General features: G+C 68.9%; 15 protein-coding genes. 2 read left to right on the top strand and 13 right to left on the bottom strand.

The annotated features are described in order from the left end of the window. Positions 1-293 precede the first annotated feature (293 nt). From OG948_RS56320 to OG948_RS56305, 4 genes are all read right to left on the bottom strand, one after another. Positions 294-1562 (bottom strand): VanZ family protein, encoded by a 1269-nt coding sequence (locus OG948_RS56320; protein ID WP_406300799.1) that lies wholly within the window; start codon positions 1560-1562, stop codon positions 294-296. Positions 1563-1683: 121 nt separating this feature from the next. Further along, a complete protein-coding gene (locus OG948_RS56315; RefSeq protein ID WP_331772837.1) occupies positions 1684-2130 on the bottom strand; it encodes a hypothetical protein in 447 nt (148 codons plus the stop codon). Positions 2131-3012: 882 nt separating this feature from the next. Further along, a complete protein-coding gene (locus OG948_RS56310; RefSeq protein WP_406300798.1) occupies positions 3013-3366 on the bottom strand; it encodes a hypothetical protein in 354 nt (117 codons plus the stop codon). Between the two features lie 447 nt (positions 3367-3813). Next, complete coding sequence (locus OG948_RS56305; RefSeq protein ID WP_331772836.1) at positions 3814-4437, bottom strand: TetR/AcrR family transcriptional regulator; 624 nt, start codon at positions 4435-4437, stop codon at positions 3814-3816. Between the two features lie 123 nt (positions 4438-4560). On the opposite strand from OG948_RS56305, the gene OG948_RS56300 reads away from it, so the two are divergent. After that, entirely contained in the window at positions 4561-6012 is a 1452-nt protein-coding gene (locus OG948_RS56300; protein ID WP_331772835.1) for an amidase, read from the top strand. 512 nt (positions 6013-6524) lie between these two features. Further along, positions 6525-6818, top strand: coding sequence for an alpha/beta hydrolase (locus OG948_RS56295; protein WP_331772834.1), 294 nt, complete (start codon positions 6525-6527; stop codon positions 6816-6818). Between the two features lie 350 nt (positions 6819-7168). Here the strand turns inward: OG948_RS56295 and OG948_RS56290 are convergent, their stop codons facing one another. The 9 genes from OG948_RS56290 to OG948_RS56250 form a co-directional block, all read right to left on the bottom strand. Further along, positions 7169-9559 (bottom strand): Ig domain-containing protein, encoded by a 2391-nt coding sequence (locus tag OG948_RS56290; protein ID WP_331772833.1) that lies wholly within the window; start codon positions 9557-9559, stop codon positions 7169-7171. A 152-nt stretch (positions 9560-9711) separates the two neighbouring features. Further along, positions 9712-10563 (bottom strand): fumarylacetoacetate hydrolase family protein, encoded by an 852-nt coding sequence (locus tag OG948_RS56285; protein ID WP_331772832.1) that lies wholly within the window; start codon positions 10561-10563, stop codon positions 9712-9714. Positions 10564-10633: 70 nt separating this feature from the next. Next, positions 10634-10981: an L-rhamnose mutarotase gene (locus OG948_RS56280; RefSeq protein WP_331772831.1), complete on the bottom strand. Its 348-nt coding sequence runs from the start codon at positions 10979-10981 to the stop codon at positions 10634-10636. Then, a complete protein-coding gene (locus OG948_RS56275) occupies positions 10978-11847 on the bottom strand; it encodes an amidohydrolase family protein (protein ID WP_331772830.1) in 870 nt (289 codons plus the stop codon). Before OG948_RS56275 ends, OG948_RS56280 begins: the two co-directional genes overlap by 4 nt. 274 nt (positions 11848-12121) lie before the next feature. Further along, positions 12122-13027: an aldo/keto reductase gene (locus OG948_RS56270; protein ID WP_331772829.1), complete on the bottom strand. Its 906-nt coding sequence runs from the start codon at positions 13025-13027 to the stop codon at positions 12122-12124. After that, complete coding sequence (locus tag OG948_RS56265) at positions 13024-13797, bottom strand: SDR family oxidoreductase (protein ID WP_331772828.1); 774 nt, start codon at positions 13795-13797, stop codon at positions 13024-13026. Before OG948_RS56265 ends, OG948_RS56270 begins: the two co-directional genes overlap by 4 nt. Positions 13798-13905: 108 nt before the next feature. Beyond that, entirely contained in the window at positions 13906-14910 is a 1005-nt protein-coding gene (locus OG948_RS56260; RefSeq protein WP_331772827.1) for a carbohydrate kinase, read from the bottom strand. Between the two features lie 108 nt (positions 14911-15018). Next, on the bottom strand, positions 15019-16281 hold the full coding sequence (locus tag OG948_RS56255) for an AGE family epimerase/isomerase (protein ID WP_331772826.1): 1263 nt from the start codon (positions 16279-16281) through the stop codon (positions 15019-15021). Between the two features lie 873 nt (positions 16282-17154). After that, positions 17155-18198: an enolase C-terminal domain-like protein gene (locus OG948_RS56250; RefSeq protein ID WP_331772825.1), complete on the bottom strand. Its 1044-nt coding sequence runs from the start codon at positions 18196-18198 to the stop codon at positions 17155-17157. Between the last annotated feature and the right edge of the window lie 6 nt (positions 18199-18204).

Here is an 18204-nt window from a genome sequence, read left to right as displayed (position 1 = left end):
AAGTCCCGGGCGTCGGCCTCGTCTGCCGTCCGCCCGCCGTGCGGGCGCGACACGGAGGGAAGGCGCGGGCACACCGGTTGCCCACGCCACAGCCACCGGGCTCACCCCTCGTACGCTCCCGTGGCGAACACTCCGGCCGCTACCCCGAACTACTCTGCTGTGGCAGCCTGTTCGAGCAGCGGAGCTCCTGTGGTGAGGACGTCTCGGAGTGACGGACCTTTTGCACAGCAGCTCCACCGCCTCGTTCACCGGCCTTGACGAGCAGCCCCACGCCTGTCCGAACGGCTTTGCCGCTAGAGGACTTCGCCGGTTTCTGCGTCGAGCATGCCGATCGCGATCGGGTTGGGGTGGGTGGCGTCGGTGAGCGGGAAACGCCAGGCGGGTCGCCACCGACCGCGATGTTCGACGGCGAGCAGGATGCCGGCTTGTGCGGTCAGGTCGGGGCGGGCTTGCTGCATTGCGCGGCGGGCGGCCGTTTCGTCGCGGACTCGGACCGGGGGCAGCACGGGGTCGGGGATGTTGCGGGCGCTGATCGTGGCGACGTTGCCTCGTGCGTCCAGGACGATGTCCAGGCGTTTGGGCATCAGGACGCCGTCCACGACGGAGGTCCACCCGACGTGCTGGTCACCCCACTCCCCGCTCGGATCCATGCGACGACGCGCGTCGGTGGCCCAGGGGAAGTGTTCGCGCATGAACGCGATCGCGTTCGCCTCGATCCTCGGGGCGGGCAGGCGCTCCGCGGCGGGGACCTGGGTGACGGGGCGGTTGTCCGACAGCTGACTCAACTCGCCACTGGGCCACTGGATTTCCAGGGAGTTGCCCGGTGTCGAGACGGCCAGGATCGGCGGCATGCCGTTCGCGCTCTTGATGTATTGGATCCGCTGGATGTCGGTGTCGGCTCCCAGGAAGGAACGGGTGACGCGCTCGGCGACGGCCCGTTGCCTACCGTCCGCCTCGAACGCGCCGTCCACCCCGTAAGGGAGACGCTCGATCCACCCGGCCCACACGATCGCCAGGACGACGAAACCGGCGATCGTTCCGTACAGGGGAGCGGGCGGGGCCACAGCGCTGGTGAAGTGTGTTTCCGTCTCCGAACGGTGTCTCGACCGCGGCGGGTCGTCGTTGGGCCGGAATCGGTTGATCCCGAAGGCCAGGACGGCGCCGACCACCGCTCCCGCGGAGTTGGCGACGACGTCGTCCGAGTCGCAGGCCCGGCCCAAGCCCACCAGGGCCTGGGCGACTTCGGTGGTGGCCGACAGCAGTATCGGTGTGGCCACGGTCAGGAAGGTGTTCCGGAACAGCAGGCCGGCGAACAGGGCGACGGGTACGAACATCGCCAGGTTCAGCAGCCACTGCTGTGTGCCGACCGCGAGGAACATGTCGCCGTTGACGACGCAGCCACGGCTGCCCCCGGATATCGCGCCCTCGGGATGCAGGGTGGCAGCGAGTTCGACGGCGAGGCTGCCGGCGAACAGGGCGCCGAGAATCCCGGCGCGCCCGCACCGTCGGGCGACGACGGCGCCCACGGGCACCAGGACGGTGATCGCCACGATCAGCGCCATCCACAGGGACTTGTTGTCACGAAATATCGCCGTGAGCAAAGGAATCTCGCAAGTGCAGGGGCCGACAGGTCGAGACGAGCGCGCGTGGCCGGGGCTCCGTCCCGGCCACGCGCGGATCAGATCAGCACAGGCTCATCGGCGGGATGCGGTAGGTGCCGTTGCCCACGGCCTCCATGAAGCCCACCACGGTGTCACACCCGTAGCGCCAGTAGTCCCAGGTGTAGCTGGTGGATCCCTTGCCCTGCCATTCCCAGTTGCCCCAGTGGTTCCCGCCGCCGTGGGCGTGCCCGAAGCGTCGATTCACGGCCGAGCCCCCGGTTTTGTTGTAGCCGACCTGGACCTGGGCCCCCCATTCACCGGCCTCGAAGTTGACGAACGTCGAACACAACTTGCCGTTGGTCAGCGACGTACACCAGGGGTAGGACCTGGCCCCGACCTCGCCTAAGGAGGCCGATGCGGCGGTCGGCTTCTGCGATGCACCACCCTCTGCGGCGATGGCAGGGGAGGCGACGGAGAGCGAACCGGCGACTATGAGGCCGGTGATGGCGAGCTTGGCAATTCTGGACATGTGGGATTCCTCGACCGTCGAAGCATGGAGCCGACCGGTTGGTGGCCTTTGGAATCTACAACTCCTTGCACCGGCCCGACAGCAGGGAGTCAAATGGCGCCATGTAACGCTTGTCATGGCGCCAAGGAATACCCAAGACACGTGTCGCTGCGCTACTTGGTCACTCCGCTGAGTCGTACCTTGCGGAAGAAACCCCGAATCGCTCCGACGCTCGAGTTCGGCATCCTTGTCGCGCAGGTTTTGGGCGGGTGCGAAGGAGGCCGGCCAGGCGCCTGGGAAGTAGTGACGGGCCGGTCTCTTTCGGCCCGGCCCTTCGGTGAGGTAGCGGTGGAGAAGGTTGAGGCTGCCGCTGTAGCCGAGTTCCTCGATCTCGCGGAAGAGTTGGAGTTTGGGCGCGGAGGGGTCGGTTGCCCGGCGGGCGCGCACGTGGTCGCGGAACGGGTTGACGAGCGTAAGACGGTATCGCGGCGCCCGGCGCAGTGCCTCGGTCTCGCGGGTGCGCGCAGCGTTTAACAGTGTTGAGCGTCAGGTTGAGTTGACGGGCACATTCGAGCAGGTCGACGCCTTTGCCGAGCACCTCGTGGACCTGGCGCTCTCGGATGGTCTGCTCGTATGCTCCGCCGGGCCGGCTCGGGTTGACGGTGGCCCGGCAGGAGTTGTGCGAGCGGAACTCGGCGGGAGTCCTGTCGCGGCGGTTCCGCCACAGGTGCGCCGATCGGACGCCTGCATCGCGTGTGGAAGCGCACGGCGTATCGCCTCCGCATGGGCGTCCGAGCCGTCCCGGCACACGGCCTCGACGCTCGGGCGCCCGCACACCACGCTGCGACTGCTTCCAGCCCGCGGTTGACAGCCCGTCGATCCGCTCGCCGGTCTCCGTGTCCGTCAGGTCGCACAGCGGTGGCGGTGATCGAGTGCGAAGTCGTCCACGCCGAGGATCTGCGGCGGCAGAAGTGCAAGCCGTAGCAGACGCAACGCGGTCGACCGCGATATCGCAGCGCCCACCGCGCGGGACAGGCGGGTACCCACCTGCGCGGGACAGGCGGATACCCACCCGCGCGGGACAGGCGGGTACTCGCCCTCCCTGCCAACCTCCTCGACGCGGAACCGCTCGTGCGGCGCCGCCGAGATCCCCCACGCCCGGCCGGACGACGCGGCCAGGACGTACGCCGCCGCCCGCACCCGCGGATCCGGGGCGTCCACGAGCGTGATCGGGATGTGCGCGTCCGCGGCGATCACGTCGCGGGCCGCTGCTCACGCGTGCTCCCGGGTGCGATGGTTCGGAACGGGGTCGGACGCGCCCTGGCGCGCCCGACCCATCCAAACTCGGCTGTGCCGGAAGCCGGAACCCTGCTCTGCCGCTACATCACCCAGGGCCGTGGCGAAGCCGATCTCGGGCGTGGTGTCGACGTCGACGCGGGGTCGCCGAAGGGATGGTGACGAAACGGAATCCGGCCTGCCGGGCGGCCTTGACCGGGACATCGGGGGGCTCCCCCGGCCGTACCCGTGTATTGCCGCCATCGGGTAGTCACGGATGACGGTGTCCCACAGATAGTGGTACGCGTCGATCATCATCGCGGGTCGAGCTCCCACACCATCGGCAGGCCCTGCGCGGCCCCGTCGTCGGCATCCGGCATCCGGCATTCGGCCCGGTGAATGCTCGAGTCGGCGGGCGGCGCAGGGCGGTCAGCCGGCCGCCTTGTATGCGCCGAGGTGGGAGCGGTGCCGGTCCACGATTCCCTCGACGATCCTCATCAGTCGGTCTCCCGTCTGATCGATGCTTCCGTTCTGCGTGCTGACCTGCGCCCCTTCGAGTACGAAGGTGATCTCGGCCGCGGCCTGTCCTGGGTCGGGCATCTGGGCTTCGGTGCACATGCCGATCAGCCTGCGGGTCTGGTGGGCCTTGTGCTCCTCGATCACTTGCCGTGCCGGATGAAGGCGGTCGGGCAACTCGGCGAGGGAGTTGATGAACGGGCAGCCCCTGTATGAGATCGCCGGCAGCCCCTCGGCGATGAAGCGGGCCAGGCCCAGAATCTGCTCCTCGGGCCGGTCGGGGTATTCGGTCTCCACGCGGTCAAAGGCCGCCCGATAATCGGCGGCGACGATCCGCAGCCACTCCGCGACCAGCGCGTCCTTGGTTCCGAAGTGCCGGTAGATCGCCATTTTGGTGGTCTCGGCCTTGTCGGCGATCGCCTGAACCCCCACCTGCCGGATCCCTTCGCTCTGGAAGAGCTCTTCGGCGGCGTCGAGAATGCGCTCACGAGGCGGCAGCTTCGCCACTCTGCTCGGCCTTCTGAGGGTCGATGCCATGACTGCTCCGTCACTCCGGTCGATCGTGGGGTTCGCAACCCCCTTACGGTACCAGCCCGAACCTTGCGATACTGTTGGGTATCATTCGGTACTCGCCGGTATCGTTCTTGTCAGGGAGTGACAGTGAGAGTTTCCGAATACGTGAGCTTTGACGCGGTCGGGCTGGCGGAGCTGGTGGCCAAGGGCGAGGTACTCCCCGCCGAACTGGAGGCAGCCGCACGCAAGGCTGTACAGGCAGTCGATCCGCGGATCAACGCCGTCGTGGAGACATGGCCGACCGACGACGAACCTGTCCCCGGCAGCACACCACTGGCCGGCGTCCCTTTTCTGATCAAAGACATCGCGGTGGCCATGGCCGGGAGGCGAATGGAGCTGGGAAGCCGTCTGGCGGCCGGTAACGTCGCCGGCGCCGACTCCTCACTGATGCTGCGCTTCCGTCGCGCCGGCCTCGTGACGTTCGGGCGCACCGCGACACCGGAGATGGCCTACGGCATCTCGACGGAATCAGCGTTGTACGGCGCGACCCGTAACCCGTGGGACCTGGAGCGGAGCGCGGGCGGATCCAGTGGAGGCGCTGCCGCCGCTGTCGCCGCCGGGGTGGTCCCGGTCGCCCATGGCACCGACGCCGCCGGATCGCTCCGTATCCCCGCCGCCTACAACGGCCTCTTCGGGATCAAGCCCACCCGTGGCCGGGTGTCCATGGGGCCCGAGGTCGACGAGGTCTTCAACGGCCTGGCCGTGCACGGCAGCGTCAGCCGCACCGTACGCGACAGTGCGGTACTGCTCGACCAGATACGCGGCCCGGAATCGGGCGACCCCTACTTCGCCCAGCAGCCGTCACGGCCGTACGCGGAGGAAGTCACCCATCATCCGGGCTCGTTGCGAATCGGTGTCCTCGCCCAAGCGTGGGGCGGACGCCGCACTGCCGCACCGGTGACCGACGCCCTCTCCCGCACCGTGCGGTTGCTTGAATCCCTCGGCCACCGGGTGCGGGAGGTTGAGGTCGACCTCGGCGCCGGCTGGGAGGAATTCGTCCTGGCCAATGCCCGACTCATGACGGTGAACCTCACCACCCTGGTCGACGGGTTGGCCGCCGCCTTCGGCCGTTCCATCGACTCCTCGACCCTTGAGCCGGCGACCCTCGCCGGCTACCACTACGGGCAGCGGGTCGGCGGCGCGCAATTCCTCACCGCTCTCGCGATGCGGAACCGGGTGGCCCGAAGCCTGGCACGGTACTTCGACGAGTACGACATCCTCCTCACGCCGACCCTGCCGGAGCCTCCCGTGCTCCTGGGCACCCATACCGAGGGTGCGGAAACACTGGACGGCCTCGGCTGGATCGAGCGCATCATTGACCTGTCGCCGTTCACCATGCCGTTCAACGTGGCGGGCACGCCCGCCATGTCCGTACCCGTGACGGCCGACGCCGGGACGGGGCTCCCGGTCGGTATGCAGTTCGCCGCCGGATATGGCCATGAAAGCCGGCTCTTCCGCCTCGCCGGACAACTCGAACAGGCAAGTCCGTGGTCAGGCCGAACCCCCACGGTATGGGCAGGAAACCACCCAGGCCGCTGAAGAACGCTCCTGGCACGCTACAGAGAGACATCGACGGATTCCTGCCGGCCTCGGGACCGAACACTCTCGCGGCGCACGGGACGGATGCCCTCAATGCCGAGGCGAAGCCGCGGGTATGCCGACCTCGACGATTTGGGGCGGCCCTCGTGATTGCCCCCTTCATGGTGGTGACCCAGCCTCGGAGGACCCTCTCGCGCATGCGATCGCGATCGATCCACCTGCGACGCACAGCACGGGAAAGAACATGACGTCCATGCCGTCGGGGTCGTGAACGCAGACGGGCAGGCCGTGAGAAATCCGAGGCGAATGCGGCGCCGCCAAGCCGCGAGCGGACGTAGAAAGAGCGCTCCACCAGGACGAACGCGACCAGATGGCCGGCAAGCCGCCCGTCTACGTACCCTTCGTCGACACCGACACGAGCCATGGCTCCCCGGCGGTCTACCCACAGAAGGGCGCGGCCGACTTCTATCTGCACCGGGCACCGGGCACCGGACGACACGTGGACGAACGAGGTGACCCTTCAGTCCAACCGCCGCGCCCGCGCCTACGAACCCGGTCAGTGGATCTCCCGCATCGCCCCCACCCCCCTGCTGATGCTCGTGGCCAAGGGCGACGACGTCGCCCCCGCCGACATTGCCCTCGACGGCTTCAACCGCGCCTGCGAACCGAAGAAGCTCGTCCTCACGGACGGCAACCACTTCTTGTCCTACATCCAGCAGTTCGAACTCTCTTCCACGGTCGCGATCGACTGGTTCGACACCCACCTCAGGACCGCCGAGAAGAACGACTCCCGCTCCGAGCGGTGAGCCCGCTTCGCTGCGTCCAGCCTCGGCACGGACACTCGGGTACCTCCCGATACGCTCACTCACCTGAAGAGCGCCTCTCCCCGTGCGGCTGACAGGACCCTGGATGAATCACATCGTTGCAGCTCAGGGGTCGGTCAAGGCATGGACGAGCGCGCTGACGAAAGTGCGAGGTTGACAGAGGAGTTCACCCGCGCGTGATGCTGTGGTCGAGGCCACGCGGTTCGCTGGTTCGGTGGGCCGTCGACGATCGGTCCCACACGCTTTCGGGTGTGGTGGTCGACGGCCCCCGGAAACCGCCGCGAGTCGACGATCTTCCGCGCTTCCGGTGGATTACCGAAAGCGAAGCACCATCAGGGTTTCCTCGGCGGCGTGGTCTTCACGCGGTAGGTGATCCTGGCGTCGGGTATTTCTCCGCCGTTGTGGGCCGTGATGGTGAACTTGCTGGTGCCCGGAGTGGCAGGCATGCCCGTGATGCCGCCGGTGTCCTTGTTGAGGGTGAGTCCGCGCGGGAGATGGCCGGATGTGACTTCGTAGCGGATCGTCTGTGGCGTGCTCGAGGTCACCTTGAACGCGTACAGGACACCGACCCGGGCATCGGGCGGCTCGGGTGTGACGAAGCCCGGCGTCGGCGCCTTGGCCCGCTGCGGCTCACCGATGGGCCGACCGGACGAGTCCACCTGCTGCAGCGACCATTCCTGGTGTGGCGTCACCTCGCTCAGGTGCCAGTAGGTGTTCGGGTCGCCCAACTGCTTCTTCTGTTCGGCCGTGAAGGCGCCGACGCCGCGCGCGGACTCCCACGTCCTGACCGCTTGAAGCAACGCGGCGGTGTTCGCTCCCGAAGCGAGACTCTGCACGCTGGTCTCGAAGTTGACGCCGGCGTTCAGGGACGCCGCGCGCGCCATGGTGACTTCGATCTTCTGAAGGCTGTCGCCGCCGGAGAACCCCTGTTGCCCCATCATTCCGGGCAGGCAGTTGGCGCGGTAGAACGTGTTGCTGCGGAGGATCTGGGCGTAGTCCGTCCTACCGATCTCGCCCCAACTGGCCCGGGATTGGGCGTCCCAGGTGTTGGACGAGAGGTTGCTGCACTCGGTGACGAACTCCTCGGAGTGGAGCTGCCGGTGGACGCCGTTGACCAGATGCGCGAAGCCGTAGCCGCCCCACCCGGTGTAGCCCGCCGATTCCAACCCGTCGTAGGACGTGGCCCGGATGCCGGTGTCGTTGTACGCGCCGGCCAGCCGGGTGGCTATCTCGTCGATGATCGGCAGGCCGCCCATCGCGCCGCCGTAGCCGTTCTGGATGAGCCGGGTGGCACGGGTACCGGCCGGAGACGATTGCGCGGTCGAACCCCATTGTGCCCGCGCCAGATCGCTCACCTGCCATTCGGTGCCGCCGACCTTGGTGACGGTGCCGTACGTGATGAACTCGTCGCCGATCCGCAGTCGTCGGCCGTCGACGCCGGGTCCCAGCGGGCGGTCGGCGTCCACGTACAGCGTGGTGTCCGACGAGCCGAGGGGTCGGGTCAGTCGGACGCTTCCTCCCACCGACAGCCGCGGGTCGGCCGGGGCCTGCACATACGGATCGTGGGGGTCGATGAAGTCGGACAGGGTGTGCACGCCGACCTCGATGCCCTCCTTCGCCGCGTCGGCCACCAACCGGGCCGCCGCCACGTCGGATCCGCCGAACGCGTTGTTGAACCGGTAGTGCCCGTGCGACACCCAGGGACCGTCGCCGGCGATGGCGTAGATGTTCCTGACCCCGGCCTGCCGGGCGTACCGGCTCGCGGCGGTGACGTTGCCCGTATTGAGATCGTGGACCCAGAAGTGGGACTGCGACGTGCGCTGGGCCGCCTTCTGCCACTGGCCGTCGAGAGTCGGGTACGCCTGACCCTGCTCCTGGGCGATCTGACTCAGCACGGTGAGGGACAGATCCGGCGCACTGGCGAACAGCGCGATCTTCGACCCGACGATTCGCCCCTCCGGCCCAGGCAGCGGTCCGAGCGGGATCTCGTACCCGTTGGTGCGCTGCCGCACCCGTTCCCGGCTGTAGTCGTAGGTGGTGGCGCGCAGCACGCTGCCCCACTTCGTCTTCGCCGCGACATTGCTCGCCAGCCACTCGTCCTTCTCGCCGGTCTGCAGGCCGTACGGATTCCAGACGAGATCCGGGCCGAACCCGTAGGCGAGGTGCTCGTTCGGCCACCCGCCCACCGTCTTGTCGTTGAGCGGGCGCACTCCCACGACGACATCGTCGTCGCCGACCATCCCGACGGTCTCACCGATCGTCCGGGAGATCCTCGTCGGCAGCGGCCCCCACAGCAATGTCTGCACATCCACACCCGGGGCCGCGGTCAGACCGGTCACCTCGAGTGTCGAGTACGTCGGAAAACCGACGACCTTCACTTCGATCGTCACCTTTTCGCCGGCGAACACCAGCACCCGCCGGTCACGCGGCGAGACCCTCACCCTGGTGGGAACCTCCTGTCGGCCATCGGCCACCACACTGACCAGCGGCACCGAAGTGCCCGCCGCCAGATAGTCGTTGCCGCTGCGCAGATCCAACAGGCCGTTCACCCGACCACGGCTGTCGACGCCCACCGACAGGAAGCCCGCGGTGATCCGATGCGACCGGGACGCCCCATCGGCGGTTCCTTCCACCGCCTGGGCGGGGGAGGCCGTAAGCCCCACCGTCCCCACCGTTGCGATCGAACTCAGGCCACTTGCGATGAGAAATTGGCGTCTGTCCATGTTTCCTCCTCGGTGCAGCAAATCTCGACGGAGTGTGTAAGTGCGGTCTTGCGCCCGATACGGGACGCGCGATACGCGATCCGCTGGGGCTGTTCTTCGTGTCGGCCTCCGGTGAGCGGGTCACCGCGGATCACAGGGCGCCGTTCTCGGCTTCATGCCTGATCAAGGACCTGGCGCTGGGTGCCCAGTCCTGCGATCTCGAGTTCGACGATGTCGCCGGGGCGCAGGTATGGAGTGTCCGGTAGCCCCAGGGCGACTCCGGCCGGGGTTCCGGTGTTGATGACGTCGCCGGGTTCCAGGACCATGTATTGGCTCAGGTACCAGACGATGTACGGCACGTCGAAGATCATGTTCTCGGTGTTGCCGTGCTGGCGCGGCACGCCGTTGACGGACAGGCGGAGCGCGAGGGACTGCGGGTCGCCGACCTCGTCGGGGGTGACCAGCCAGGGGCCGAGCGGGTTGAAGGTCTCGCAGGATTTGCCCAGGTCCCACTGTCCGGAGTACTCCAGTTGGAACTCGCGCTCGGAGACGTCGTTGCTGATCGTGTATCCGGCGATCACGTCGGTGGCGTCGTCGGGCGATTCGAGGTAGCGGGCCCGGTTGCCCATCACGACGGCGAGTTCGACTTCCCAGTCGGTCTTCGTCGAGCCACGGGGGATCGACACCGTGTCGCGGGGGCCGACGACGGTGGCGGGGTCCTTCAGGAAGACCACCGGCCGAGAAGGAATCGGCGCGCCGGTCTCCTGTGCGTGGTCGCGGTAGTTCAGGCCGATGCATACGATCTTGCCCGGACGGGTCACCGGGGCGCCGATCCGTGTGTCCACGAACGGGAGGTCTGCCAGCTTCCCGGCCCGGGCGGCGGTCCGGGCTCTTCGGAGGCCTCCGGAGGCCAGGAACGTGGAGTCGATGTCCGTGGTGAGGGTGGACAGGTCCAGCAGCCGTCCTTCGTCGGTCAGGATTGCCGGGCGTTCGCTCCCTGGGGCGCCGATGCGCAGTACCTTCATCTCGGGCTTCCCTTCGGGGTGGGGTGTCCGCCTCCGGGGCGTTCGGGCATCCGCTGCACGGCGGTGTCGCTCATTGCAGGAAGAAGATCGAAGGGATCTCGGTCCACTGCTGCCCCTCGGGTGTTCCGGGGAGGCGTTCCTGGCAGGGGTCGGTCAGCCTCCACCATTCCTGGGTGATCGGGTCCCGGGAGATGCGGGCCATGTCCGCGTCGAAGTCGGTTCCCCGGTACTCGAAATAGCTGAACAGGAGCTCTTCGTGGAGGAAGATGGAGTAGTTGGAGATGTTGCACGCTCGGAGTCGGTCGAGCACGCCGGGCCAGGGATCGGCGTGCAGGCGCTTGTACTCCTCGAGCTTCTCGGGCCTGACGCGGATCACCGATGCGATCCGTCGGACCCCGTCGCCCGTGCTCTCGTTCATCGCTCTCCTCGGGGAAGTAGTCCGTACACGCGGGTCGCCGTGCCGGCGAAGACGCTCGCCTGTTCGGTCGCGCTCAACGAGCCGGTGAGGGTCGCGGCGGTGTCGACCACGTCGCGGTAGGAGGCCGCGAGCAGGCAGACCGGCCAGTCGGATCCGAACATGAGCCGGTCCGGCCCGAATTCTTCAAGCGCCGTCTCGGCGAAGGGACGCAGGTCGCGCCAAGACCACGTCCGCCAGTCGGCTTCGGTGACGAGTCCGGAGAGCTTGCACACGGTATTGGGCAGTGCGGCCAGCGTCTTGATGTCACCGGCCCAGGGGGCTCTCTCGCGTGCTGCGATCGGCGGCTTGCCGAGGTGGTCGAGAACGAGGGTGAGTTCGGGCAGTGCCGCGGCGGCGCGGGCGGCCGCGGGGATCTGGTGGGGTTGTACGAGCAGGTCGTAGGCGAGTCCCGCCGAGGCGACGGCCGCGAGTCCGCGGATGACGTCCGGGCGGATCAACCAGTTCGGATCCGGCTCGTCCTGTACGGGGTGGCGGATGCCCACCAGGCGCTCGCCGCCCGGTAGTTCGCGAAGCGCGCCGATGGCTTCCGCGACATCGGGCGCGGTGAGGTCGACCCAGCCGACCACCCCGGCGACCAACCGGCTCGCCGCGGCGAGCGCGAGGAATTCCGGGGTCTCCTCGGCGACCGCGACCGTCTGCACCAAGACCGTCGAGGTGACGTTGGTCGAGACGGCCTCGGACTCCAGGTCGGTGAGCGCGAAGCTGCGCCGGATCGGGGCGAGGGCCGGGTCGGCGAGCCAGGGATGGTCGCGCGCGGACAGGTCCCAGACGTGATGGTGCGCGTCGACAATGGAATCCGGGGTCATGGAATGGGTCGCCTCGGTGGGTTGAGGACCGGTGTGGTTATGGGGACGGGGCGAGCGGCGTTGACGACGGCTCCGGGGAGGATTCGGTCTGCACGTCGATCCCCACGATGACGAAGGATGTGGGGGCCATGGACGTTTCGGTGCCGCGTATCCCGGTGCGGTCGCGGTGGGATCGACGTCGAACCGACGGCGGATGAGGCCCGGTCGGGGCCGTCCATCCCCGGATGGTCCGCGGTCGCGGGATCGCCCAGGCGATGGCGGGCGTCGGTCGCGATCATTCGAGACGCTCCCAGAGGTCGTCGGGGATGTCGAAGGCGGCCATCGCCACCGCGTCCGACACCTCGGCGGGAGTGCGCGCGCCGATCAGGACGGTGTCGACGGCACGATGAGCGGCCGCAAATTGCAACGCGGCGGCCCGCAGCGGGACCCCGCGCGCGGCGCACGCGTCCCGCAGCCGCAACGCGTGGGCGAGGATGTCGGCGTTGGCGGGCACGTAGTCGAAGTGGGCGCCGGGGCGCGGATCGGCGAGCAGGCCGCCGTTGTACACGCCGCCGGCCAGCACCAAGACCCCGCGCTTCGCGCACTGGTCGAGCAACGCGCCGCCGCTGCGGTCGAGCAGGGTGTAGCGGCCGGCGAGCAGCACGTAGTCCACGTCCGTCTCGGCGACGAAGCGGTCGAGCATCGCGCACTGGTTCATCCCGGCCCCGATGGCCCCGACGACACCCTGCTCGCGCAGGTCCGCGAGGGCGGGTATGGCTTCCCCGGATGCTTGTTCCCAGTGCTCGTCGGGGTCGTGCACGAGCGCGATGTCGATCCGGTCGAGCCCGAGCCGGCACAGGCTCGCCTCGAGGGAGCGTCGTACTCCCGCCCCGGAATAGTCGAGGATCCGGCGTCGTCGCGGCGTCCCGAAGAACCCGTCGCTGTATTCGGGCACGTCCGGGTCGTGCACCAGCAGCCGGCCGACCTTCGTGGACACTGTGTACTCGGCTCGCGGGACGCCGCGCAGGAACCTTCCCAGACGCTCCTCGGAGAGCCCCGCACCGTAGTGCGGCGCCGTGTCGAAGCAGCGGATCCCGCCGGCCCAGGCCGCCTCCAGCGTAGCCTGCGCCGCGGCCTCCGAGACCGGTTCGTACAGACCGCCGAGTCCCGCGCAGCCCAGGCCGAGCGTCGCGCCCTTCACCGCGCCTCCGCAAGGCGCAGGCGCAGCCCGTGCATCCCGCCGTCCACGGCCAGGCTCGTCCCGGTCGTCGACGCGGCCAGTGGGCTCGCGAGCGAGCAGATCGCGAACGCGACCTCGTCGGCGGTGACCAGGCGGCCCATCGGCTGCCGGGCGTTCAACGCGACCCGCTCCGCGTCCGCGTCCGCGGCGGCATCCAGCAACCGGCCCACCCACGGAGTATCGGCGGTGCCCGGGTTGACGCAGTTGACCCGGATGCCCTCGCGGACGTGATCCGCCGCCATCGCCAGTGTCAGCGATTGCACAGCGCCCTTGGACGCCGAGTACAGCGCCCGCCGGGGCAGCCCGGCGGTCGCGGCGACCGAGCAGGTGTTGACGATCGCCGCGTGCCCCGAGGCGCGCAGATGCGGCAACGCCGCCCGGGTGACCCGCACGATCCCCACGACGTTCACGTCCAACACCCGATGCCACTCGGCGTCGTCGTTGTCCGCGACCGTCCCGATGGCACCGATCCCGGCGTTGTTCACCAAGACGTCGATTCCACCGAGCAGCGCGGCCGCGCCGGACACCGCCTCGACGACCGACGCGTCGTCGCTCACGTCCGCAGCGAACACCGACAGGTCGGCATCGCCGACCAACGGTGACACGTCCCGATCCAACACCGCCACCCGCGCACCGCGCGCGACCAGCATGCGCGCGGTCGCCAACCCGATCCCCGCCGCCCCACCGGTCACCACCGCCACCAGCCCGGCGAAGTCCCGCTCCCCGGTCACGAGTTCGTCCCGGCAAGACTCGAACGCAACACCCTCATGAGCGAACCACCATCCCTCTCAACCCTGTTCACGCAACGGACGACACCTTGGAACCGGCCCTCGGACGTCTCACCCCACTCGGTTTCGGGGATTCACCGCGGGCTGCGCCGGTCCGAAGACGCGGGCGGGATCGACTCCGGCGCCATGGATGTTCCGCCGATGGCGCTCGACCTCCCGCGCGGTCGGCGGGTCGGCGCCCGGGCGCACGCAGGTGAGTGCGGAGACCAGGGATGCCTCGCCGAGCAGTTCCATGAGGGTTTCCGGGCCGAGACGGCGCAGGCGGGACGCCTGATCCACACCGAGGAGGTCGAGTCGGCGCAGCGCGTCGAGCAGCCCCGCGGTGAAGGCGTCGCCCGCGCCGACGGTGTCGGCGACCTCGACGGTGGGCGCCGGGCAGTGGACGTCGCCCGACCCGCAGACGCCGTAGGAGCCGGCGGCTCCTCGGGTGACCACGACCAGGGCCGGTCCGCGTTCGAGCCATTCCCGGGCGATCTCGGTGATGTCCCGCCCGGGGTAGAGCCAGTCGAGGTCGTCGTCGCTGACCTTGACCACGTCGGCGAGTGCCGCCCGATGCTCGATCAGCGTCCGTGCCTGTGCGGGCTCTCCCATCAGCGTCGGACGACAGTTGGGGTCGTACGAGACGGTGCAGCGCCCGCGGGCCTGTTCCAGGAGCCGTCGTACGGTGGTCGCGCCCGGTTCCAGGGTGACCGCGATCGAGCCGGTGTGCAGGCAAGCCATCCCGGCCGGGAACTCGTCCGGTTCCGGTGTCGGGTCCCAGGAGATGGCGAACTCGTACGTGGCGCTGCCTGTGGTGTCCGTCCGCGCGATCGCCGTGCCGGTGGGGGTCTCGCCCATGGTGGGGTTCCCGATCACGGTGACCGAGCTGTCCGCGAGGTGGGCCGCGAGCATCTCGCCGTGGGGGTCGCGGCCGAACCGGGTGAGCAGGGAAACCGGGCTGCCCAGTCGGCCCAGGCCGACCGCCACGTTGGCGGGGCTGCCGCCCGGATGAGCGGTGGTCTCGCCGTGCTCGGACGTCACGATGTCCACGACGGCTTCTCCGACGACGATGATCACGCCTGGTCTGCTTTCGGTCTCTGCTGCCCGCGCTGGGCAGGTCGTGTCGGTCGGTTCGCCACTTCCGGTCGGGAGCGGTGCCCGCTCATGAGCGGGGCCCGCGTGTGCTCACGGGATCGTCCGGCGCAGCGCTTCGGCCATCGCGGGGGCTGTGGGGAGTCGCGGAATCAGCGTGGCCTGGACGGTGTGGTACACATCCGGTTTGCCGGGCCACACGGTCGCCGCGGGGGTGTTTTCGGGCGTGAGTTCGTGGTGCCAACTGCCGTGGGCGCGGTCGATGAAGACCTCGTCCGCGTGTGTCCACCAGGTGCGGTACCAGTACTGGTAGTCGGCGTTGCCGGTGACGCGGTGGAGGACGGCGGCTGCCGCGATCGCCTCGGTGAGGACCCAGTGCATGCGGGCCCTGACGACCGGCTCGCCGGCCCGGTCCACGGTGTAGACGAATCCCGGTTCGCCGTCGACGTTCCAGCCCTCGCGGACGCCTGCGGCGAAGAGCGCCTCGGCGTCGTGGAGCAGCCAGTCGGGTGGGGTCGCCATGCCGGCGTGGAGGCCGAGCAGCAGTCGGGCCCATTCGAACCAGTGCCCGATGGTGGATCCGAACGGCCGGAACGGGTCGTCGGGCCGGTTCCTGTTGTATTCGTATTGTGGCGTCCAGTGGGCGTCGAAGTGCTCGACGAGGCGCCATCGGGCGGCTCGGGCGTGTTCGTGGACCACGTGCCGGGCGATGCGCAGGGCTCGCGCGTGCCAGACGGGTTCGCCGGTGACGTCTCCCGCGGCCAGGAACGCCTCGACGGCGTGCATGTTGGCGTTCGCGCCGCGGTAGTTCTCGCACAGTTGCCAGGGCAGGTCCCAGCTCTCGACGAGCCGGCCCTCCGCCTCGCTCCAGAAATGCCGTTCGATGGTGTCGAGCGATCGGGTCAGCAGGTCTCGGGCCCCCGGCCGGCCGGCGGCCGTGGCTCCGGCCGCCGCCAGGACCACGAACGCGTGCGTGTAGGCGGACTTCTCGGCGGAGAGCGGCCGGCCGTCGCCGTCCACCCCGGTGTACCAGCCGCCGTGTTCGCGGTCGTACAGCGGTCCCGACAGGGCGGCGAGCCCGTGATCCACCAGATCCGCCGCGTCGCGGTCGCCGCAGAGGCGGGCGAGCGCGAAGACGTGGGTCATGCGGCAGGTGATCCACGTGTGCACGCACCCGTCGTCCCGCACGGCACCACGGTCGTCGAGCCAGCCGAAACCGTCGGGCACCCGCGCACCGCGGGCGAAATCGAGCAGCCGGGCCTGCTCGGCGGCGAGCCACGCCGGATCACCCACCACCGGACACGGAGGCTTGTGTGCTGCCGGTTCCGGGCGCGGGTACTCGGCGTCGTCTGTCATCGGATTCCTCGGGGTTGATCCGGTGGATTGGTAGAGGTCGCCGCGGCGTCGGCGCCTCACCAGTGAGAGCACTCGATCCTGCGCGGACGGCGCACGCCACCCGTCGTCCGTCACGACTTCGCGGGATACATGCGGGACGGCGCTGCCACCCTGTGCCGTTCCTGATGCTCAGCGATCTTCTCGGCGCCCCGACCCCGCTCACCGGACACTTGGTCGGGGAGGGTCAGCCGAGGATCACGGGCTGAACGGCGCTTGGTTCCGTTGGTTCTCGAACACGTCAGACTCTAGACAGCGATATCCATCCGGAACAAGCACTTCACTCGGATATTTCTGATTCATCTGGGAGCTCGGCGATCGCAGGTCCGCATGGACACCGTGTCTCGAGGGCAGCCATCTCGTGCGGCCGCACGACTGATGTATTCCCGTGCGTGCCGACCATCCCTCCAGAGGCTTCGGCACGTTGCGATGCCAGGTCCGAGGGCACGTTCTCCGACGAAGTTCCGCAGTTCGGACCTGGCAGCCGCGCAATGCCGGCGTTGCCGACGAAGGACGGACGCAGGATGAACCTGTCATCGGTCACACCCGAAATCGACGGCCGTTTCCGGCGGGCCCGGCCGGGCGCGCATCCTCCGATCCGGTCCGTATAGACCTGAACCATTGTGGTCACACGCGGGGCCCTGGCGAGCCTGTTGGCGCGTGAGCGGAGCGAGGCCGTCGGGGCTGAATAGCGGCGGCGCACAGGAGTTCGGATGATCGGCGATGCCGGCGCACGCCGAGGCTTCGCCGGCGTTGCGGCACGCCGACGCCCGCGGAGCACGGTGCCGTCTCCTTCAACGAAGAGAGTGGTGACGAACTCCCTCCGGCGGGAGTTCGTCACCAGCCCGGCTGGTCGTAGCCGATGCCTGGGACTGTCGGGGCTTGGACGAGCCCGTCGGCGCCCACCGCAGGTTCGCGCTGCACGGGGTTGGTGTAGACCAGGGATTCGTAGTAGGTGGTGTTGGGGATCGCCATGCACAGATGGGCGTTGACCACCCCGGTGCCGTGCACCTCGGCCCGCAGTTGGTAGCTGTCGGCCAGGTGCGCGATGCGCAGGGCCCCGGTGATCCCGCCCTTGTACTGCGCACTCGTCCTGACCCGGCCCGCCGCGCCGGCCGCGATGAAGTCGCCGACGTTCATGTGCGCGCCGTCGGAGGTCTCGGCGACCAGGAGCGGGACCGTGACCTGCTCGGCCAGTCGGCTGTAGGCGGTCACGCTGAACTCGCGCATCGGCTCCTCGTACCAGAGGTAGCCGGCCTCGGACAGCACGTGACCGAGCCGGATCGAGTCGGCGAGGTCGAACCCGGCCGAGCCGTCGTACATGAGTGGGACGTCGTCGCCGACGTGCGCCCGCAACTTCAGGCACAGGTCCGCGTCCGCCTTCGGGTCGCCCCAGGCATGGAGTTTGATGCCGACGTAGCCCAGCTCCAGGCACTGGGTGGCGACGTCGAGGTACTCCTCGACGCTGCCGAACGTGACCGTGCTCGCGTAGGCGGGGATGGCCTCGCGGTAGGAGCCCAGCAGCCGGTGGACCGGCTGCCCGGTCGCCTTGCCGGCCAGGTCCCACAACGCCACGTCGACCAGTCCCAGGGCATAGATCGGAAGCTCCTCGATCCGGTCCAGTTCCCACAGTCGCTCCCACAGCAGCTCGCGCATCATGGGATCGCGACCGACGAGGTCCCCGCGGATACGACGCTCGACCAGGTCGGCGACGATCACTCCGCGCCTGGTGTGCGCCTCGCCCACCAGGCCCTCGTCCGTGTGCACGCGCAGGATGCCGCCCACCACCGCCGGCTCCGAGCCCGGGAGCCCGTTACGCCATCGGAAGGGTGGCTGGGCGGGCAGGTCGACGAGTTCCATGGTCACATCGGTAATCAGCATGGGTGT

Origin of the sequence: Embleya sp. NBC_00888 (genome assembly GCF_045207655.1) — a bacterium.
In the GTDB taxonomy this organism is placed as follows: domain Bacteria; phylum Actinomycetota; class Actinomycetes; order Streptomycetales; family Streptomycetaceae; genus Embleya.
Note: the sequence above shows the minus strand (reverse complement) of the source record. Positions and strands in the feature narration are given on the sequence as shown.